The sequence below is a fragment of the Wolbachia endosymbiont of Cylisticus convexus genome, assembly GCF_003344345.1.
Genome location: NZ_QPIP01000019.1, coordinates 1 through 20510, shown reverse-complemented (window position 1 = coordinate 20510; position 20510 = coordinate 1). Strand labels below are relative to the sequence as shown.

Sequence of the window (20510 nt, the reverse complement as noted above, 5' to 3'; positions counted from 1 at the left end):
TGGCTTTGTTGCATCACTCAAGAGAAAAGAACTGGCAGTTACTGACAAAATTCATTATAGAATAGCCATTTAACCATTGAAGAAAAAATATGCCACAGCAAATGAAAGTCAGTAACTGCAATGAATATAACAAATTTCTCCAAGAAAGAGGAAATATTTTTCATTTTATTAATAGAAAATTGGTACGAACATGGTCCAAAAGTGTTCGGTGGCAACAATATTTACAGTGATAAAGTTGTGATTTTAGTGCATATAGTCGCTAGTCTCTTTAGAATTGGCTTAAGACAAACGGTAGGGTTTATAAAAGGATATTTGCAGCAAGTAGGAAAAGGCTTAGCAGTCATTAGCTATTCGCAGGCTTCAAGAAGGTTTAAAAAACTCAATATTAAGATCAATGATTGCAGAGTTGACAAAAACAATATGGAAGATATTGAAATTGCCATAGACAGTACAAGTATCAGTATTTATAATAATACCCCTGGTCACAGTAAGGAAAATAGTAAAGATAGAAAGTATCGCAGCTATGAACAGACAAGAAAATTGCATGTAATGTTGAATATAAATAGCAAAAACGCCATAGCTGTAAAATACAGTAACGGTGTCTACTCTGATCACTTGTGATCTGCTAAAAAAAGTTGATTTTCAGCATGTCGTAAAAGTACTATATGCCGATAGGGCGTACGATAGGCATAAGCTTTATAAATTATGCAAAGAATATAATATAAAAGCAAAAATTCTACCAAAAACCTGTGCAGCAGAGCATTTAAAAATAGACTACATGTCTGATAGGAACACTGCTATTAGGTTAATCAAATTACATAATGAAGATGGTATGAAGAAGTGGAAAGAAAAAGTAAATTATGGAAAGAGGTCATATATTGAGGTTTTTTTTTCGCGACTAAAACAAACATTTGGGTTTAGCTTTAGAAATAAATCCGAAGTAAATCGTGAAAAAGAATTGCTAATAAAATGCTACTTACTCAATAAATTTATTGAAATTGGCGTCGCTAAATTTGAGATAGCTTCATGAATTTATTATACATTATCTACTATCCAAAGAGCGATGCAACAAAGCCACTGGGATCCATTTTTCCATCACCATCAGAAACGTTGTATTTTAACATAAAGCAGCTACTTTTATACTCGCAAATTTAACTGGATCCCAGTGTCTGGGCACTGGGATGACATCTTCTTACAGATAATGTTCGTACAGCTGCGCGCGTGATGCTGGAATCCAGCCTTTATCACTTGGTTGAAATTACTTTTTCTGGATTCCAGTGTCTGGGCACTGGAATGACACCGTCTTGGATGGAAATCAGTGTCAGTATTTAGATGACACCACTTTTGTATAGAAATCAGTGTCACCTTGACAACCGTCAATCTCACTATATGCTAGCGGAATCTGCTGAGACGCACGTGATAGACCTATTCCTATATTGAGTATTATCTATTTTTAGAATTAATAAGAGAAAAATTTTTCTCGACTTGTTGTATAATTTTATAAAAGTGATCAAAATCTAAGCTTGCACTACCAATTAAAACTCCTAATAAATTTGGAATACTGAGTAAATTTTCTATATTTTCTGAGCTGACTGAACCACCATATATAATGTGTTTTTTACCAGTACAAAATTTTATTGTCTCTATCACCTCAGCAATTGCGTCATTATTTGGCACATTTCCTGTTCCTATTGCCCATATCGGTTCGTATGCTATGGTATATTCACCATGTGTTGGCAAACGGTTTTTACACTGATATTCTATTACTTCTTTTGTTTTTTTATTTTTATAATCTTCTGAGTTTTCACCTACGCAGATGATTGGGTGTAAGCCTGATTCTATTGCTGTTTCTGATTTCAGTTTTATTTCACTATCTGTTTCATGAGCTCTTTCAGAATGTCCAAGTATTACGTAACTACATCCTAGCTCCTTTAACATTTCTGCGCTAATTTCGCCTGTATAAGAACCAGATTTTTTATGATGGCAGTTTTGTGCTCCTATTTTAATATTGTTGTCCAACTCTATATTGCTTGGAAATGATGTAAAAGGAGGGCAAATTACTAATTTAGAGGTAATTTTGTTGCTCTTATCATTAAGTTTGTCTATGAAGTCAACAAATGAAGAACGCGTTCCATTCATTTTCCAATTGGCTACTATTAAAAAGGACATCAGTTTTTCTTATATGGATGAGAGTGCCGGCTGTCGGACTTGAACTGACAACCTACTGATTACAAGTCAGTTGCTCTACCAATTGAGCTAAGCCGGCATTAAATACACTGACAATATACAATTATCAGTGAATTTTCGTCAACTAATTTTTAAAAAACTGCATAATAAGATTATATGAGAAAATTTTTATTGAAGCCAAAAAAGAGTCTAGGGCAAAATTTTATTTTATCGAATGAGATAACAAAAAGAATAGTTGCCTTAGCTGGTAGCTTGAAAGATTTTAATGTTATTGAAATTGGTCCTGGATATGGTGCGTTAACAAGGGAAATATTGGCGTATAATCCAAAGTTTCTACTTTCTATAGAAAAAGATAGTAATTTAGTGAAACATCATGAACAATTGCTGAATGAGCATAAGGGAAAATATAGAATTATAGAAGCAGATGCACTTAATGTTGTAGAAAAAGAGCTGGTAGAATGTCCAGTTAAAGTCATTGCTAACTTGCCTTACAATATCTCGGTAGCGTTATTTTTAAAGTGGTTAAATAATATAAAATTTTTTACGAGTTTGACGTTAATGTTCCAAAAGGAGGTAGCAGAGCGTATTACAGCAGAACCTAATTCTAAAGATTATGGTTCCCTATCAGTGCTAAGCCAGTTACTATGCGACATAAAAAAGGAATTTGATATTGAACCTAAGGAGTTTTTTCCAAGACCAAAAATATATTCTTCAGTAATTACAGTAAAACCTTTGTCCAACCTAAGATTTGCAGTCAATTTAGAAACCTTAACAAAGCTAACACGTGCTGTTTTTGCTCAAAGAAGAAAGATGCTGAGAAATAGCTTGCAAAGTATAACTAGTGATGTCTCAACTATTCTTGAGAATGCTAAACTGAGTGGAGACGAACGTCCAGAAAGCTTAACTATTGAACAGTTTTGTTTGCTAGCAAATAACATAATTATGCGATAAATATATTAGAAGCTACATCCCTATCCTATTTTGATCTAAAAACAGCTGGAGCCAGGCTAATTTTACAAAAGCTCTATTGCAATTTCATTAATTGGCGTATAAGCTTTAAATAAAGCATATGAAAAAAATGGAAGCTTGTTATTCGTTTGACGATGTACTTCTCTTACCAGCCTATTCTGATGTATTGCCTCGTGATGCAGATACAAAAACTTATTTAACAAATAATATAGAACTAAATATCCCTCTCATATCCTCCGCAATGGATACTGTTACTGAATCAGGCTTTGCAATAGCTATTGCCCAACATGGGGGAATAGGTTGCATACATAAGAATTTATCAATAGATGAACAAGTTTTAGAAGTAAGAAGGGTGAAAAAATATGAAAGTTGGATCGTGTATAACCCAATTACAATTTCCCCAGATAAAACGGTTGCGGAAGCAATTTCATTAATGAGAGAGTACAACTATTCTGGAATTCCTGTAGTTGAGCAACGCAAGTTAGTGGGAATTTTAACTAACCGAGATGTAAGATTTATTGAAGACCAGAACATGAATATAAAAGTTTCCGAAGTAATGACAAAAGATAAGTTAGTGACAGTGCGGGAGCAGGAAGTGAGTAGCGCCTCAGCAATGAAATTGTTGCATGCAAATAGAATAGAGAAGCTTTTGGTTGTTGATAAAAATTCTTGTTGCATAGGCCTAATTACAGTTAAAGACATTGAAAAATACAATAGATATCCAAATTCGTGTAAAGACAGTAAAGGTCGGCTCAGAGTTGCCGCTGCAATTGGTACTGGTAAAAAAGATGATATAGAAAGATGTGAAGCTTTGATCGAAGAAGAAGTCGATGTGGTTATTGTAGATACCGCTCATGGTCATTCCCAAAACGTTATCAGCACCATTAGAGAAATAAAAAAGATGTATCCGAATACGCAATTAATCGGCGGAAATATTACAACAAAGGAGGCTGCTGAAGCGTTGATTGATGCTGGTGTTGATGCAGTGAAGGTTGGAATAGGACCCGGATCAATTTGTACTACCAGAATAGTTACAGGTGTTGGTATACCGCAATTCTCTGCAATCAAGAATGTTGCAGAGGTGTGTAGAACAAAAAACGTCAGACTAATTGCTGATGGTGGGATAAAATACTCGGGAGATGTTGCAAAAGCTATTGCAGCTGGTGCTGATACTGTGATGATAGGTTCAATCTTTGCTGGTACTGACGAAAGCCCAGGTGAGATTATCATGTATAAGGGTAGAGCATATAAAGAATATCGAGGAATGGGATCTATTAGCGCAATGAAAAGAGGTTCAGCTAGCCGTTATTTTCAAGATAAAGATTCAAAGCTTGATTTAGTCCCACAAGGAGTAGAAGCAAGAGTTCCTTTTAAAGGTCCAGCTTCAGGAGTGATCTGTCAATTAATTGGTGGATTGCAAGCTGCAATGGGTTATACTGGTAATCGTAATATAGAAGAGATGAAAAAAAACTGCAAATTTGTTACTATTACTGCATCAGGATTAAGAGAAAGTCATGCTCATGATATAATCATTACACAGGAAGCTCCAAATTACGCTTATCAAGCATACAACCTGTCAGATGATTCAGAGTAGATACGATTCTTTTTGGAATATGTCACTCCAATACTGATACACAATTGTATAAACATACTAATATTAAGAGTCCAAAAGATGTCATTTAAGTAGCTGATACTGGAAAATTGATTGTAAATAAACTGACTGTACAAAATTTTCGATCAAAACTAGTGCTACACGCTGGAACAGCAACTTAAGGTAGATTACCAACTTAACTATAAATATATTCTGGTAAATCCAAATTATTTTAGCTATAAGAGCGTTTTACTTTTTGCTCAGCATATCCATCATAACTGGCTTACTTCTAGTGATTCATAGAGTTAAAAAAGTCAGCATTGCTCTTTGTTAAAAGTAATTTGTCGCGCAAAAACTCCATCGCTTCAACAGATCCCATAGGACTAAGTATCCTACGCAACACCCATATTTTATTTAGTATAGCCTTATTAACTAATAGCTCTTCCTTCCTTGTTCCGGATTTTGTAATATCAATAGCAGGAAATATACGTTTATCAGCAAGCTTTCTATCGAGTATAATTTCAGCATTACCTGTACCTTTAAACTCCTCAAAAATAACTTCATCCATTTTTGAACCAGTTTCTATAAGAGCTGTAGCGATAATTGTCAAAGAACCACCATTTTCAATATTACGAGCTGCTCCAAAAAAGCGTTTTGGTCTCTGCAGTGCATTTGAATCTACACCGCCAGTTAGAACTTTTCCAGACGAAGGAATTACTGCATTATAAGCACGTGCAAGACGAGTTATAGAATCAAGCAAAATCACTACATCTTTTTTGTGCTCGACCATTCTTTTAGCTTTTTCTATTACTATTTCAGCAAGCTGGACATGACGATAGGCAGGTTCATCAAATGTAGAGCTTACCACTTCACCCTTTACAGAGCGCATCATATCTGTCACCTCTTCGGGTCTTTCATCTATAAGTAATACTATTAGTTCTATTTCAGGATGATTTGTAGCTATAGAGTGAGCCATTTGCTGAAGCAATATCGTTTTTCCTGTACGAGGCGGAGCAACTATCAATGCTCTTTGTCCTTTTCCAAGAGGTGTCACTATATCCACAGCACGCATATTTATATCTTTTTTATTATCTCCACTGCTGTTGTTTTCAAGGATTAAGCTCTCTTCAGGATAAAGAGGAAGCAAATTATCAAAATGGACGTACTTTCTTAATTCACTGACTTCAGTAGAGTTTATACTTTGAACCTTAGTTAAAGTAAAATATCTTTCTTTATCACCAGGTGGCCTTATTTCCCCATATACCATATCTCCTGTACGTAAATTAAACTTCTTTATTTGCCCGTTGGAAATAAAAACATCATCGGTACTTGGGGCATAATTTGCACTTGCTGAACGTAAGAAACCGAAACCATCAGGCAATATTTCCACTATTCCACTCCCTGTGGTTATGCCTCCTTCTTCGCTCATTTTCTTCATTAAGCTGAATATTATTTCTTGCTTTAGCATTCTACCATTGCTTTTACCGTTAGTTGAAATTTTTCTTTCTTCAGCTAACTCTAACAATTCTTCTGCTGTTTTCTTTTTTAATTCGCTCAGATCTAATGTTTTTTTGTTTTTTTCAGTACCTTCAATGGCTATCTGGTTTACTGTATCATTATTGTGAACTCGTTCACCTTTTTCAGGTTGATCTATAACCTTTCCTTTTGCTAAGACATCTTCATTGATTGTTGTCATAATCCTCCAAAAATTTTAACTGATGCTTACTAACCTAAGATGTGACTATAAGATAATAAATGAGCTAGTTTTTAGTGCGTACTTAAGCTTAATTACTATTAAACTAGATACTTTACTTATATTATACTGACAAGAACTAACAAGTCAAGTTAATTTAATGTTAACAAATCGCAAAAATTTGAGAATCATCAATAGCTATTCATTTATATTTTTTAACCTTCGTTGTTTTTCTTCTTCTACCTTTGCTTTTTCCACTTCCGCTTCTAAATTTTCCTGGCTACATAAGCCGAGCAGTACAGGATCTTGGGGTTTTATATTGTGCATGTTATGATGAGATCCATCTCTTATTTGCTCAACTGTATAATTTGTTGTACTCACTAGCTTAGCTATAACATAATTGTTAAAGATAGGAAATTTTTTTACCAAATAATAAATCGCATTAGGTTTATCTCTACGCCTTATTGTAGAAGCAAAGCCAAGAATGCTGCAAACCGCTTTTCTCCTTTTTTTTATATTTTCCATAATCAAATTTGGCACACGATTTGGATTTTTTTTGCAATCATCGATTTCTTTTTCAGTAATTATTCCAGAAATAATAGGGTCATACTTTTCAACTTCTATTTCCTCATCAGCTATATCTTGTACTTTTTTAAGGTCTAATTTGCAACATTGTGCTATTTGATTAAAAGTTAAACTAGTGTTATCTACCAACCAATTAGCTACTTGCATTAGAAATTGTTCATTTCTATAGTTATTGTCCTTAGAAGATTCCATTGACATCAAAAACATCTCCCATGCTAATATTCCTTTACTGTTATAAAGATAAAATATAAGCTATTAAAACTAAAAAAGCATTAACTTTGTCATTCAACAACTTTTTGGTTTATATCTCTCACCTCTTAGGTTAATTAAATGCGCTTACCTTTAAGCATATTTCAAACGATTCAAAAAAATATTTTCCCTTCTTAAGGTATAGTATAACTTAGTTGAATATATGTTTTTATCTAAGAGGAGAGTTAAATTTTAAGTTAATATATTGTAATATTATATATATATATTAGCTAATAAAGCAACAGGTTTACAAGAATTATATTATCACTATTCTATAATTAACCATTAATTAACTGAGTTTAAAATGAATGTTAAAAATTTTTTCACTAAAGTAACCGTTGTCCTTTTAGCTTGCTTGTTAATCTTCATGGGAGTTAGCAACCTTTTATCAGATGATGATGAAAAAGAAGAGGTAGCTAGAGTTGGAAAAGAAGTTATAACATCAGATGAGTATAAATCGCTATATCAAAATTATGGAAAGCAAATCTCTGGATCTGATGCAAGTGGAGAACAAGTAAAAAAGCTGAAATACGATTTGCTTAATGCACTTATAGAGCAAAAACTATTGTTTAACCTAACTAGTGAACTAGGATTAACAGTTGGAGAAGAGTCTATAAAAAACCATATTAAAAATACCAAGTACTTTCAAAACGATAAAGGCGAATTTGACAAAAATAAATTCCATAAAACGCTAAATAGCCTGCATATTACAGAAAACGAGTATATAGCAAAGCTAGAGAAAATCTTGCCTGTAATGATGTTCATGACTTCATTATTTAAAGATAATTATCCGATAACTTTTGGCAAGAAAATTGACGAGCAGATATACAAAAGTCGCTACCAAACTAGAGTAGTTGATATTGTTAAAATAACTGAAGATGCAGTTACAAACGTTCCTGAACCAAATGATCAAGTCTTACTTGATTTATACGAAAGAAATAAGTCCAATTTTTATTATCCTGAGTATCGAACTGCGCAATATATTTCTCTGGACCAAAAGTATTTTGAAGATCAAATCAAAATCTCAGATGAAGAAGTTGATGGTGTAATAGAACAACAGGAACTTAAAGATCAAAGAGATATATTCAATGTAATATTTCCTACCAAAGAGAAAGCTGAGACAGCAAGAAGGGCATTTGAGGAGGGTAAAATGAGCTTTGAACAGATAGTAGAAGAGTTTGGCAAAGCAAAACTTGAGGAAACTAGAGTAAATAATATAACCAAGGATTTTTTACCAGAAGACGTGAGGGAAAAGGTATTTGCTCTCAAAGTAGGTGAAATAAGTGAAGTTTTAGCAAGCAGTTTTGGTTGGCACATAATAAAAGTGGAAAGTGCGCATCAAATCTCTGATGAAGACTTAGTTGATTTAAAAAAAGATGTAAAGTCAGTTTTAACTAACCAAAAGTCTTTTGAAAGAGTCAATGATTTCATAAACCAAGTGAACTATAAGATATACAATGGCACAGCAATTGAAGAAATATTGAGTGAATACAATTTGCCTATACAAACTATTGGTCCAGTAGATGCAAGTGGAAAAGATCAAAGCGGTAATAACATAGGAGATTCTAGTGATTTGATTTCTTTCATTTTTTTTGCGAGAAAAGGATCAGAAAGGTTATTTCAAGGGCGTTGGGGACGCTGTTGTTAGTGTAAAAATCACTGATATCATTCCTCCTAAATTACAAAGTTTTGAAGAAAGTAGGGCATCAGTCGTGAAGCTTTGGCGTAGTGAGTTTATAAAAGAAAGAATGTTTAAATTAGGACAAGAAGTTGCAGTTCAACTAAAAGAAAAGACAGATTTGGAAGAAATGCAAGGTGTAAAATTGGTTGAAGATCAGCAAATACAACGCAATGAACAAAGCTACCCTTTTTCTCTTATAGAAGAGATTTTTAATATGAAGACAGCTGGTTTAGTAACAGAGCCTATTCAATACAACAATGAAATTATAATAGGTGTTTTAAAAGAAATGCACTTATCAAATGGTAAATTAAACATGCTTGACACTGGAAAACGTGTGATGATATCGCTAAAGGAACAGCTAATTCTCTATCTAAAATCAAAGTATATAGTTGAAGTTAACCACGCTATGATTGATGATATATAAAAAAGTTTATTATCTTAGGTCTTCCTTTTATGAGTGATTAGCGGAAGTTATGTTGTTTTCAGGTAAAAGAAGTACAATTGGTTTGACTTGAACTGTTTATTGTATTAAATTGTAATTAATATATGAATAAAGGTTGACATGGCAGTTAAAATAAGGTTGGCAAGGTTTGGCGCAAAGAAACGCCCTTTTTATAGGATAGTTGTAGCTGATTCACGAGCACCAAGAGATGGGCGTTTTATTGAGAAAATAGGACAATACGATCCAATGTTACCAAAAGACAATAAAAGTCGTATTGTAGTGAAAGCTGATAGATTAAAATATTGGCTAAGTGTAGGAGCGCAGGCAACTGAAAGGGTACTGTGGTTCATTAAAAAAGGCATAGTAACTTTAGAAACAGAATCAAAAAAAATAGAAAAGAAGAAAGTCGAGAAAGCACAAGAACAAGAAGCATAAGTCTTCTTAAATGCTAAACACTGATTTAACAAACGATAGTAAATTAGATAATATCGTATCTTATGATTTATCAACTATGAATGATTTTATCTTCAAAAATGTCAATGATGAAGATGCGAAGCTTGCTACCGATATCATATCTCATCTTGTTAAATCAGGAGGAAAAAAGATAAGGCCTAAGCTCGTTTTTATTATATGTAAAATGCTGAGCTATTCTGGAGAGAGTAGGATCAACATTGCTGCATCGGTAGAATTTATACATAACGCTACTTTACTTCATGACGATGTGCTTGATGAAAGTAAGGCACGCCATGGAGTTGCAACAGCGAATAAAATTTGGGGAAATAAATCAAGCATTTTAGTTGGTGATCTGTTGTTGACCTTAGCATTTAGATGGCTTATAGAATGTGGAAATTTAAGTGTTCTCTCTATTTTATCTAAGGCATCAAACTTGCTTGTGAAGGGTGAGATAAAGCAAATGACAACGCGTTTTGACCCTAACACGATTAGGAAAAATTATTTTAATATCATTGGAGAAAAGACAGCATCTTTATTTTCTGCGTGCTGTGAAGCTGCATCAACAGTATCTGGAGCCACAAGTGACAAAATAGAAAGGCTAAGAAATTTTGGTTTTAATTTTGGTATGGCATTTCAAATAATTGATGACGTGCTAGATTATACTGCTAATCAAGGCACTTTAGGAAAACAACTTGGAAAAGATTTTTTTGAAGGTAAAGTGACCTTACCTTCTATTATAGCATATGAAAAAGGCAGTCCAGCAGAACAAAAATTCTGGGAGAAATCTTTTTCTTCAGCTAGGCACAATTTTGACCAAGCATTACAATATATTAATCATCATAATGCCATTCAGGTTTCTATGGAAGAAGCTAGACACTATATTAATATGGCACAAAGTAATATTGATACTTTTCCTGATTCTCTTTATAAAACTACTTTGATTGAATTTTTAAATGCAAGCATAGAAAGACAAGCATAGCTAGCGCTTGATATTTTTAGATTGATTGTTATATATTTATTAGATTTGTAAGGGTGAATGATATGTCAGATAGTAGTAAAGAGAAAAAAAAGAAATTTGCAGATATGATCAGTAAACGAAAAGTAGATGACCAAGAGGATCAGCAAACAGGTGATTTAAATGAAGAGCTTAATATGTTGAAAGAACGTGCAGCTCAACTTGAAGATCATTTACGTCGCGCTGTTGCGGATAATGAAAACGTTAAACGTATAATGCAAAAGCAAATTAACGATGTAAGTGACTATGCAGTCACAAAATTTGCACGTGACATGATTGACTCATGCGACAATTTAAAGAAAGTAATCGAAAATTTGAAAGATGGTGATCCTATTCATGAAGGAATAAAAGTAGCTCACCAAAAGATTATAAATGATCTAAAAAAACATGGAATAGAAGAAGTAGATCCACTAGGTGAGTCTTTTGATAGTAATTTACACCAAGCTGTTGTGGAAAGAGAGGATAATGAAAAAGAGCCTGGTACTATTGTAGAAGTATTACAAACTGGTTATACCATTAAAAATAGGTTGCTTCGAGCTGCAATGGTTGTTCTTTCTAAAAAATCTGCTGATTGAGAGAGCGAATAATAAAGTGCACAAGATATGACAGAAATTGTCTTCTCAGGTATTCAGCCAAGCGGCACACTACATTTAGGCAATTATCTTGGTGCAATCAAGCAGTGGATAGGCTTACAGGATAAATATAAATCTCTTTTTTGCATTGTTGATCTACATGCAATCACAGCAAATAAGCTTCCTGCAAACGAATTAAAAAGTAATATTTTCAAAACAGCAGCAGCTTATATTGCATGTGGAATAGATCCAGAAAAGTCCATTATTTTCAATCAATCCACAGTTAGTGGTCATGCAGAACTGGGCTGGCTGCTTGAGTGCTATACACCAATTGGTTGGCTTAATCGTATGACTCAATTTAAAGATAAAGCTGGTAACGATAAGCAAAAAGCTTCTCTTGGGCTATACAGCTATCCAGTACTTATGGCTGCGGATATATTACTGTATCAAACTAAATACGTTCCTGTTGGTGATGATCAAAAACAGCATTTAGAACTTGCACGTGATATTGCATCAGCTTTTAACAATCATTATAAATGTAGTCATTTCATCATACCTGAAATCTTAACTTTGGATTGCACATCAAGGATAATGAGCTTAAGGGATGGTACAAGCAAGATGAGTAAATCTGATCCTTCAGAATATTCATGTATTAATCTTGATGATACAGATGATTTAATTATCAAGAAAATAGAAAAAGCAAAAACAGATTCAATCTCAAGCTTTGATTTTTGTACTTTAAAGTGTCGTCCAGAAATAAGCAATTTGGTGAGCATTTATTCAGTGCTTAGTGACACAAGCGTGGATAAAGTGTGCGAAGAAATGAACAAGCATAACATGAAGCACTTCAAAAAAGAGTTAGCTGACTTAATCATCGGTGTTATATCACCGATACGTGAGAAGATGAACGGTCTTTTAAAAGACCAATTCCATTTACATGAAATATTAAAAAAAGGTACAAAGAAAGCAGCAGAAATTGCAAATAACAATATAAGAAAGACCAAGGATATTATAGGGTTTGTTCAATAGGTTATAGCTATTTCTTCCCATGGCTTTCAAATCGTGCAGCTATTTTCTTTACGCTGACATGCGTGAGAAGAGGTTTTTCACTAACTGGAGGCTTGGGATCGGACTTTGCTGTTATGGGGTTCATTTTAGATCTTTTATTTCCTGTCGGAAATAAGTGAGATTGAGAGGCAGCTTTTGGCGATGGTACAGGATCTTTCTTCATACCGATATCTGCTTGTGCAACAGGAGTGGCTTTGCTCTCAGCAGCTTGATTTTGCTCAATTTTTTCTACCATTGACTTTACTCTGCCGTCCTTCTTGCTATTTACTTTTTCTTTCATAGTAACCACTTTTACTTCTGGTGCTGCTTTATCAGCAGCTTTTTTTAGCGGTACTGTCGGTTTACTTTTAGCTGATTTTTTGGGAGTCACTCCTACTATCCTTGGTTTCGTGCTCACTTGTTGGCCTAGGTTTTTAGGCTTTGGTGGTATTTCAGGTTTATCTTTTTTAGGTTTTTGCCTCACTTCTTGACCGATAGCATTTGGCATTGGTGGTGCTATTGACGGTTTTGGTGGCTGTTTCTTTCTACTTTCTCTTTTCGCTTCTATATGTTCTTTAGGAACTGTTACATAAATTGACCCTTTTTCTTGGTAATTAGATATTTTTTTATCAGACTCTTCATCTGATAAACTTTCATATCCTGAATCATCAAAAGGTATAATCTCTGGTTTCGATTTAAAGCGCACCTTCTTCTTTTCAGTAGTAGCAACCTTTTTCTGAGGCTCAGGTTTAAGCTCATTTGAAGTAATAGGAGGTGGCGGAGGCGCTGTTGTTGGCCGTTTTATTTTTTTCATACCTGATTTTCCTGCTGGCTGTTTTCCTTCTTGCAGCTTTAAAGCATCTTCCTTCTGCTTTGATGTCGTTTTGTTTTCCGTGCTTACTTCATATGATTTATGTCCTTTATTGTCTTTTACATTCTGCTTCGAATCTAAAATTTCTTTGAGTCTTTCTTTGAAGAGGTTAATTATCCTTAAGATATTTGTATATTCGGCTGCTTTTTCTATGGTGAAACCTGATAATTTATCACCAACAAAATCTCTCATATCATTATCCTTAACTGGAATATCTTTTCCCAAGACTCTATCTAATATTCCCTTCAATGTTTCAAAAAAACCGAGTGGCTTTGCATTCAACGGTTCTACATAATTATTCAAATCACTATATATAACAAACTTGGCTACATCTTCTGCCTTGTTTGTAAAACCCTTCAGAGCTTGAGATAAATCCCTCAATGTCTCATCATATTGTTCATCAATTTTTTTTTTATCCTTCAGCTTTATGGCTCTTATCAAAGAATTGAGATTGTTATCATAATTGTCACTTTTAAATAGATTACTCATACCAATTACCGTTTACTAAAATATAAATTCAAAGTATTAAGATCCAGTAAATCTTATATGACTTATCCTCTGACTCATAAACGCTTGCGCTCTTAAATGTGCAAAAAAAATTTCAATAATCTTCAATCAGCAATAGTATAGGAGTCCAAAAAAGATGTCATCCCAGCGCTTGACACTGGGATCTAGGAATTCTGATTGGGCATAAGTTGGTGAGTATAGCTGTTTTATGTTAAAATACAATGTTTTATGGAAAGATTAGACGCCAGTCTAGAATGACACCCTTCCTGGAGAACTCAGATTGCAGTGTTTGTATAACTTAATAATTGGAAACTAAAGGAGTTCTTTTTTAAAAAACTTAAGGTATACTTATAAGTATTTGATATCTTTTATAGTGATTATGCTAAGTTTAAGCTGCCTTTATAGTGATAATGCAGAATTTGTAGAGGGAATATACAGCCGTTATCTGCAGGGTGATAGATCAATCGGGGAGGATTGGTATAGAATTTTTTCAGGCAATTTAGAAGCTAATAAAGCTAGCTCTTGCAGTGGGCAGGATGTAGTAAAAGCGAATGATTCGGTTTCTAATTTGGCAAATTTTTTCAGATCTTACGGTCATTTTTTTGCAGACTTAAATCCATTATCACCAAACGTAAATAAAGAAATAGATTATCAAAAATACTCGAACCTATCTCCAATGCGTGATGCTGAAATCTATAGAGATATTTACTGCAAGAATATCGGCTTTGAATTTATGCATATTTCCTCTTACGAGGAGAGGATGTGGCTGCAGGAGAAAATTGAAAACCAGACCTATACGCTGAGTCCTCAGGATAAAAAAGAAATACTGAGGCACTTAATCGAATCTGAGATGTTCGAGCAATTTCTCCATATGAAATTTCCTGGATACAAGCGTTTTTCTATTGAAGGCGGAGAGTCAACTATTGTTGCAATTGAAAGAGTTATTAGTGATTCCACAGCTTTTGGTATTGAAGAAATAGTTCTTGGTATGGCTCACCGAGGAAGGCTTAATGTTCTAACCAAAGTTATGGGAAAAGAGTATGCGGCAATGCTATCTGAATTTCAAGGTAACCTTGCATACCCAAGTGGTCTTGAGGTGTCTGGTGATGTCAAATATCACCTTGGTTACTCTTCTGATCGAGCACTTGCTGGTGGTAAAAAAATACACTTAAGTTTATGTCCTAACCCATCTCACCTTGAGGCGGTAAATCCAGTTCTCGCTGGAAGAGTAAGAGCAAAGCAAAATATGAGATCTGTGCTTGGAATATCAATTCATGGTGATGCAGCTTTTATCGGGCAAGGAGTGGTTGCTGAAACCCTGACTTTGAGCAACATTAAAGGTTATACAGTAGGTGGTATCGTCCATATTGTCATTAATAACCAAGTTGGGTTTACCGCTAATCCGCGTTGTGCGCGATCTTCTTTTTATTGCACTGATGTAGCAAAGTCAATAGAAGCTCCAGTATTTCACGTCAGTGGAGACAATCCAGAAGCTGTGAGTTTTGCTGCAAGTTTGGCAATGGAATATAGGCAGAAATTTAAAAAGGACGTAGTGATTGACATAATATGTTACCGCAAATATGGCCATAATGAAGGCGATGAACCAAATTTCACTCAGCCACTTATGTATCAAGCAATATCAAAGCATAAAACTCCAGGAACACTGTATGAAGAGAAGCTGACTGCAGAGAAAGTATTAAGTGACAATGAAGTAAATAAATTACGCAGCGAATTTAGGGCAAGATTGGATAAAAGCCTTGCTGAGTCAGCGACTTACACTTCCCAAAAAGCCGATTGGTTTGGTGGAGTGTGGTCAAAATTAAGAAGAGCAAAGTTGAACGATTTGAATGAATACTATACAGACTCTGGTGTCTCACCAGATGAGCTAAAAAAATTAGGTGTACACATAAATAGCAATATTCCAAGCAGTTTTAATCTTAACAATAAAGTTAGAAAAATACTCGATGGCAGAATAGAGAGTGTAAATTCTGGTAGCAACATAGACTGGGCAACTGCTGAAAGTCTTGCATTCGCGTCATTGCTCACAGAAGGAATAGGAGTGCGCTTGTCAGGACAAGATTCTGGTCGCGGTACTTTTTCGCACCGTCATTCAAGACTTGTTAATCAGGTAACAGAAGAAACGTTTATTCCACTGAACAATATAAACAAAGAACAAGCTCGCTTTGAAGTTATAGATAGTGCACTATCTGAGTATGCTGTGATGGGCTTTGAATATGGCTATAGCCTTGATTCTCCATATTCACTGGTGCTCTGGGAAGGACAGTTTGGTGATTTTGCAAATGGCGCGCAAATTATGATCGACCAGTTTATTGCATCTGCAGAAACAAAGTGGTTGCGATCAAGTGGTCTAGTTTTACTTTTGCCTCATGGTTATGAAGGGCAAGGACCTGAGCATAGTTCTGCTCGTATAGAAAGATTTTTGCAACTTTGTGCAGAAGATAATATGCAGATAGTGAATTGCTCCACTCCCGCAAATTATTTTCATGCTTTGCGCCGGCAAATTCATCGGGATTTTCGTAAACCTTTAGTGCTGTTTACACCTAAATCACTATTGCGTCATAAAAGTGCAGTTTCTAATCTTTCTGACTTTGAAGAAAAATTTCTCACGGTAATTCCAGAGTGTAGAAAAGGTTTAGCTTCAAATGATAAAATACGTAAAGTCGTAATATGCAGTGGTAAAGTCTATTACGACATAATTGAAATGCTTGAAGTACAAAAAATAAACGATATAGCAGTAGTCCGTTTAGAACAATTCTATCCATTCCCTGCTGATAAACTAGGTAGTGAACTTGAAAAGTACAAAAACGCTGAAATTATATGGTGTCAAGAGGAACCAAAAAATATGGGAGGATGGTTCTTTGTCAACCCATTGATAGAAGAAGTGCTATCTAATCTCGACACTCAAGCAAAAAGACCTAAGTGTATCGCAAGACCTGCTGCTGCATCTCCTGCATGCGGTTATTCTAAAGTTCATGATCAGCAAAAAGAGGAGATTCTAAGACAGATCGCTTAGTATTCACAGTAGAAATGGTGCTATAAAAGTATTGGCACTACGTGCTCCAGCCAGGTGCAATAGAGAACGGATCACACTAATAAAACCTCTTTGATGCTCAGACAAATATAAAAGGACTTTCATTTTGTTTAAAAAATTAAGATTTTTATTTATTTTTATTAAAAAGTAAGTATTATTAATACTTACTTTAATTAATATAGAATATATATGAATACAAAAATATTTGAGATGTTAATAGAAAGAACTGATCTACGCAACAATAGCAAAGCTGAAATCATACAGTTAAATAGAAATGAAAAAGCTTTCATAGATGAGGATAAAAAATCTATTGAATTAGCTGAGACCATTTTTGAAGAAAGTAGTATGTTTTGTTTTCACGATGCAAATTACTTTGCTATGGATTACATCTTGCATAAACTAATAAGTGATAGAAAGCTTTTCGATGAAATGAAAGATAGAGGTACAAGTGTAATACGTCTTTTTTCTTTGCTATCAATGTATGAAGATCGTTTCAACTATAGTGTTGCGGTAAGAGAAGGGCGTGTTACTGAATGTGGCATATTTGTTCATGCTAACGATTGTTTGAAACCAATACCTTTGGAGTACTCTATACTTGTTAATCCTTCCTTTTATCTTGAGTGCACTGTGTTTAATGATAATAATCCTGTTATCAGAAATAGGTTAGCTAGAGACTTAACTAAAGATAAAACAAAATTAGACATTTTCGTAAATGGAATTTTAGCAATAAAGAGCTCGGATTTAGTATTGTCTTGTATCAACACAGTAGGGGCTCTTAATGGGGAAGCTAGAAATTATGTTAATCGCTTACAGAAAAGCAACATGCTAGATAAAATCTTAAATAAAGATGATACAGCACTTGAAAAATTAGCTCTAAAGGAGTTATTAAAACTTTCTATTTTGCAGAGTACTAAATTAGAATCTCCTCAAGCTTCAAGTGTGGGAACTCAGCAATATTCTAGTATATTGTAATATATATAGTTGGTTAAAAATGATTGCATATGCTGAGGTTCATTTAGATCTCAGCATTGCTTAATTTTTTCAATCTATGTTTTCACTTCCACCAAGGGGATATTATTCCAGCTGCTACTGCAATAGTTATCAATAGAAGCGTTTAAGTAATCTGCATCAAAGCGCACGGGCAGGGAGTGTTAAATAAACCATACGCGTCAAGTTAAGAGAATACGCCCAATATAGCAACCATTTAAGGTTTATTTATTATATTTATTTTTTAAGAAATCTTGATCTAAAATAAGATAATTTTTTTAAAAGAGTCTATAAATTACTAATTTTATCGTTTAATATCTAGAATAATTTTTACCGCTTCTCTTCTTTCTTATGCCACTTTTCCTTAACTTGACGCCTATGATTTATTTAACACTCCCAAAAACGTTGTATTTTAACATTAGATTGACTACTTTTGCACTTAACAACTCAATTATTTGTTAGGAGATACTGCAACGTAGCTATGGTGTAACCTAGTTTTATTTTTTGTGGAGTATTTTTCCTGGCTGCTTTATAATAAATTGTGATTGCTATACCTGCTGAAATCTAGAAAAAAAGCTTTTCAGTTTGATTTTTTATTACAATAATTAAGTTTACACTCTTAAGCAAAAACGATGCTGAAACGCTTTTTCCTTATTTTTGCACTTGTATTACTCATGCCGCTATCAAATACTGATGCCAGAAAGTATATCAGAATTGTTGGATCTTCAACTGTTTTTCCGTTTATCTCATTTATAGCTGAAGAATTCAGTCGTGTATTTCCCTTTAAAACTCCAGTTGTGGAATCAATAGGAAGTGGATCAGGGTTCAAAATGTTTTGCTTAGGGATAGGGGAAGACACACCAGATATCACCACTTCATCTCGTCCTATCAAGGAAGTAGAGAGAGAACTATGCAAAAGAAATAAAGTTAATGAAGTAATAGAGATCATCATTGGCTATGATGGAGTTGTCATTGCAAATTCAAATCAAAGCCATAGATTTGATTTTACGAAAAATGACCTATTTGAAACTTTATCTGCATATTCTCAAGAAAATGGCAGATTAGTAAAAAATAATAAAAAATTTTGGTCTGATGTAAATCAAGCCCTACCAAAAACAGAAATTAAAATCTATGGTCCACATCAAAATACAGGCACACATGAAACTTTGGTTAATTTTATTATGCTTGATCAATATTCATGTATGAACTCAAGGATTTTCAAAGAGAATTATAAAGATCAGGAAAAAAGAAAGAAAGCATGTAGTAATATCAGGGATGATGGAAGGTATATAGAAGTTGGAATTAATGAAAACATAATAATACAAAAATTGAAGAGCAATAAAAACGCTTTAGGAATATTTAGCTTCAGCTTTCTAGCGAAAAACCAAGATGAAATTCAAGGAAGTACAATCGCAGGAATTGAGCCAACTTATAAAAATATATCATCGGGGGAATATATGTTAGCAAGGCCTTTATATCTTTATATAAAGAAAGAACACTTATATACTGTTGATGGGTTAAGAGAATTCATTAAAGAAGTTGTAGACTCTATCAGTACTGAAGGTGGATACTTATCTAGGCTTGGCTTAATCCTACTTTCAAGCGAAAATATGAAGAAAGTCTTGGAAAAGGTTCGTGATATAATGTGACGACTTTGATATTTTTTTGTTCTGGATACTAAGTTAACAATAGAACGTTTAATAGAATACATTTCTTTTTTTAGTATTATCATACTTAGATTTCCTAAGAACCTGTTCATAATCTTTTGAGGAGCAAAGAAGTGAAAGCAAATTTGTAAGCTGGTGTTGAGTTTACGCTCGCAATTTTTCCATAACCGTCTACATTTTTCCAACCAAGCAAAAGACCTCTCTACAACCCATCTTTTTGGCAATACAGCAAAGGTATGTAATTCGCTTCACCTCAACAGTTGCACCAATAGTTGCTTTTATTTGTGTTGCAAAATTTTCTCCTGTATAGCCAGCATCAGCGAGTATATTTTTGACTTCAGAGAGTTTTGCTTTAGCATTTTTAACCATTTTTACAGCACTGCTACGATCAGCTGCTTCTGCCGTTGTTATATGAATTGCGTGTGGAAGACCTTGTGTATCAACTGCGCTTTATACCTGAAATTTTTTTTGCCTGCATCATAGCCCTTTCTTTCAGCAGTATCTGCGTTTTTAACACTTTGAGCATCAATTATACAGAAACTGTTTCCTACCATTGTTGATACGGACCTTTCTAACTAATTTTTTTTAAAACACTCTCCAAAATACTTTCTTTATCTTCGCTTGGTTTTTCGCTCCATTTTTTAAAGTAGTCGTAACAACTTCTCCATTTTGGAAACTCTTGTGGCAACATTCTCCACTGGCAACAGCTTTTTAGGACGTACAGCACTCCACAAAATACAGTCCGGTAGAGATCATAACTTTAAATCCTCCTATTAGGTTTAGTTGCTATGATCCCCCCAACAGAACCGTACTTGCGAATTCCCCGCATACGGCTCTTCAGTGTAGCATTCATAGCATCTTTGATTACTGCTATCTGATTTAGTTTTCCTTGCATCATATCCCAACCTCTGTTGTGTTGGTGTAACAATCCCTAAACCAGTT

At 34.2% G+C, this 20510-nt stretch carries 14 protein-coding genes, 1 tRNA gene and 3 pseudogenes; 11 read left to right on the top strand and 7 right to left on the bottom strand.

Features of this window, described 5'->3' with window-relative positions:
- The first annotated feature begins 89 nt into the window (after nucleotides 1–89).
- Nucleotides 90–1030 (top strand): annotated as a pseudogene (locus Wcon_RS13305) (IS5 family transposase).
- Between the two features lie 413 nt (nucleotides 1031–1443).
- Here Wcon_RS13305 and Wcon_RS03415 read toward each other — a convergent pair.
- Entirely contained in the window at nucleotides 1444–2169 is a 726-nt protein-coding gene (locus tag Wcon_RS03415) for a triosephosphate isomerase (RefSeq protein ID WP_047759017.1), read from the bottom strand.
- Nucleotides 2170–2193: 24 nt separating this feature from the next.
- Nucleotides 2194–2266, bottom strand: a tRNA-Thr gene (locus Wcon_RS03410).
- Nucleotides 2267–2343: 77 nt separating this feature from the next.
- Between Wcon_RS03410 and rsmA the strand changes: the two genes are divergently transcribed.
- Nucleotides 2344–3138, top strand: a complete 795-nt coding sequence (rsmA, locus tag Wcon_RS03405) for a 16S rRNA (adenine(1518)-N(6)/adenine(1519)-N(6))-dimethyltransferase RsmA (RefSeq protein ID WP_114517223.1) — start codon at nucleotides 2344–2346, stop codon at nucleotides 3136–3138.
- A gap of 118 nt (nucleotides 3139–3256) precedes the next feature.
- On the top strand, nucleotides 3257–4750 hold the full coding sequence (gene guaB / locus Wcon_RS03400; RefSeq protein ID WP_047759019.1) for an IMP dehydrogenase: 1494 nt from the start codon (nucleotides 3257–3259) through the stop codon (nucleotides 4748–4750).
- Nucleotides 4751–5036: 286 nt separating this feature from the next.
- Here the strand turns inward: guaB and rho are convergent, their stop codons facing one another.
- Together rho and Wcon_RS03390 are read right to left on the bottom strand one after the other, a co-directional pair.
- A complete protein-coding gene (rho, locus tag Wcon_RS03395) occupies nucleotides 5037–6443 on the bottom strand; it encodes a transcription termination factor Rho (RefSeq protein ID WP_047759020.1) in 1407 nt (468 codons plus the stop codon).
- 195 nt (nucleotides 6444–6638) lie between these two features.
- A complete protein-coding gene (locus tag Wcon_RS03390) occupies nucleotides 6639–7223 on the bottom strand; it encodes a cell cycle transcriptional regulator TrcR (RefSeq protein ID WP_179947474.1) in 585 nt (194 codons plus the stop codon).
- A gap of 355 nt (nucleotides 7224–7578) precedes the next feature.
- On the opposite strand from Wcon_RS03390, the pseudogene Wcon_RS03385 reads away from it, so the two are divergent.
- The 5 genes and pseudogenes from Wcon_RS03385 to trpS all read left to right on the top strand — a co-directional run bounded on the left by Wcon_RS03385 (nucleotide 7579) and on the right by trpS (nucleotide 12466).
- A pseudogene (locus Wcon_RS03385) lies at nucleotides 7579–9379 on the top strand (peptidylprolyl isomerase).
- Nucleotides 9380–9517: 138 nt separating this feature from the next.
- Nucleotides 9518–9832 carry a 30S ribosomal protein S16 gene (rpsP, locus tag Wcon_RS03380; protein WP_114517221.1) on the top strand — a complete coding sequence of 105 codons (315 nt, stop codon included), beginning with the start codon at nucleotides 9518–9520 and terminating at the stop codon, nucleotides 9830–9832.
- Between the two features lie 10 nt (nucleotides 9833–9842).
- Entirely contained in the window at nucleotides 9843–10829 is a 987-nt protein-coding gene (locus Wcon_RS03375; RefSeq protein ID WP_114517220.1) for a polyprenyl synthetase family protein, read from the top strand.
- Between the two features lie 62 nt (nucleotides 10830–10891).
- Entirely contained in the window at nucleotides 10892–11440 is a 549-nt protein-coding gene (locus Wcon_RS03370) for a nucleotide exchange factor GrpE (protein ID WP_114517219.1), read from the top strand.
- Between the two features lie 27 nt (nucleotides 11441–11467).
- Entirely contained in the window at nucleotides 11468–12466 is a 999-nt protein-coding gene (trpS, locus tag Wcon_RS03365; RefSeq protein WP_114517218.1) for a tryptophan--tRNA ligase, read from the top strand.
- Nucleotides 12467–12473: 7 nt separating this feature from the next.
- Here trpS and Wcon_RS03360 read toward each other — a convergent pair whose 3' ends face one another.
- Nucleotides 12474–13844, bottom strand: a complete 1371-nt coding sequence (locus Wcon_RS03360; protein WP_114517217.1) for a hypothetical protein — start codon at nucleotides 13842–13844, stop codon at nucleotides 12474–12476.
- Between the two features lie 397 nt (nucleotides 13845–14241).
- Here Wcon_RS03360 and Wcon_RS03355 point away from each other — a divergent pair, with 397 nt between their 5' ends.
- From Wcon_RS03355 to Wcon_RS03340, 3 genes are all read left to right on the top strand, one after another.
- Nucleotides 14242–16896 (top strand): 2-oxoglutarate dehydrogenase E1 component, encoded by a 2655-nt coding sequence (locus Wcon_RS03355; protein ID WP_114517224.1) that lies wholly within the window; start codon nucleotides 14242–14244, stop codon nucleotides 16894–16896.
- A gap of 207 nt (nucleotides 16897–17103) precedes the next feature.
- The gene (locus Wcon_RS03350; protein WP_114517216.1) at nucleotides 17104–17886 is read left to right on the top strand and encodes a hypothetical protein; all 783 of its coding nucleotides are present in this window, start codon (nucleotides 17104–17106) and stop codon (nucleotides 17884–17886) included.
- Between the two features lie 647 nt (nucleotides 17887–18533).
- A complete protein-coding gene (locus Wcon_RS03340; protein WP_047759030.1) occupies nucleotides 18534–19550 on the top strand; it encodes a substrate-binding domain-containing protein in 1017 nt (338 codons plus the stop codon).
- A gap of 106 nt (nucleotides 19551–19656) precedes the next feature.
- Here the strand turns inward: Wcon_RS03340 and Wcon_RS11845 are convergent.
- A pseudogene (locus Wcon_RS11845) lies at nucleotides 19657–20322 on the bottom strand (IS5 family transposase); the annotation flags it as partial.
- Between the two features lie 6 nt (nucleotides 20323–20328).
- The gene (locus Wcon_RS11385) at nucleotides 20329–20466 is read right to left on the bottom strand and encodes a hypothetical protein (RefSeq protein WP_179947473.1); all 138 of its coding nucleotides are present in this window, start codon (nucleotides 20464–20466) and stop codon (nucleotides 20329–20331) included.
- Nucleotides 20467–20510 lie beyond the last annotated feature (44 nt).

What these genes read in the sequence shown, in the direction of transcription:
- Wcon_RS03415 (WP_047759017.1), bottom strand. Translation starts at nt 2,169, where the DNA reads ATGTCCTTTTTAATAGTAGCCAATTGGAAAATGAATGGAACGCGTTCT.
- rsmA (WP_114517223.1), top strand. Translation starts at nt 2,344, where the DNA reads ATGAGAAAATTTTTATTGAAGCCAAAAAAGAGTCTAGGGCAAAATTTT.
- guaB (WP_047759019.1), top strand. Translation starts at nt 3,257, where the DNA reads ATGAAAAAAATGGAAGCTTGTTATTCGTTTGACGATGTACTTCTCTTA.
- rho (WP_047759020.1), bottom strand. Translation starts at nt 6,443, where the DNA reads ATGACAACAATCAATGAAGATGTCTTAGCAAAAGGAAAGGTTATAGAT.
- Wcon_RS03390 (WP_179947474.1), bottom strand. Translation starts at nt 7,223, where the DNA reads ATGTCAATGGAATCTTCTAAGGACAATAACTATAGAAATGAACAATTT.
- rpsP (WP_114517221.1), top strand. Translation starts at nt 9,518, where the DNA reads ATGGCAGTTAAAATAAGGTTGGCAAGGTTTGGCGCAAAGAAACGCCCT.
- Wcon_RS03375 (WP_114517220.1), top strand. Translation starts at nt 9,843, where the DNA reads ATGCTAAACACTGATTTAACAAACGATAGTAAATTAGATAATATCGTA.
- Wcon_RS03370 (WP_114517219.1), top strand. Translation starts at nt 10,892, where the DNA reads ATGTCAGATAGTAGTAAAGAGAAAAAAAAGAAATTTGCAGATATGATC.
- trpS (WP_114517218.1), top strand. Translation starts at nt 11,468, where the DNA reads ATGACAGAAATTGTCTTCTCAGGTATTCAGCCAAGCGGCACACTACAT.
- Wcon_RS03360 (WP_114517217.1), bottom strand. Translation starts at nt 13,844, where the DNA reads ATGAGTAATCTATTTAAAAGTGACAATTATGATAACAATCTCAATTCT.
- Wcon_RS03355 (WP_114517224.1), top strand. Translation starts at nt 14,242, where the DNA reads ATGCTAAGTTTAAGCTGCCTTTATAGTGATAATGCAGAATTTGTAGAG.
- Wcon_RS03350 (WP_114517216.1), top strand. Translation starts at nt 17,104, where the DNA reads ATGAATACAAAAATATTTGAGATGTTAATAGAAAGAACTGATCTACGC.
- Wcon_RS03340 (WP_047759030.1), top strand. Translation starts at nt 18,534, where the DNA reads ATGCTGAAACGCTTTTTCCTTATTTTTGCACTTGTATTACTCATGCCG.
- Wcon_RS11385 (WP_179947473.1), bottom strand. Translation starts at nt 20,466, where the DNA reads ATGATGCAAGGAAAACTAAATCAGATAGCAGTAATCAAAGATGCTATG.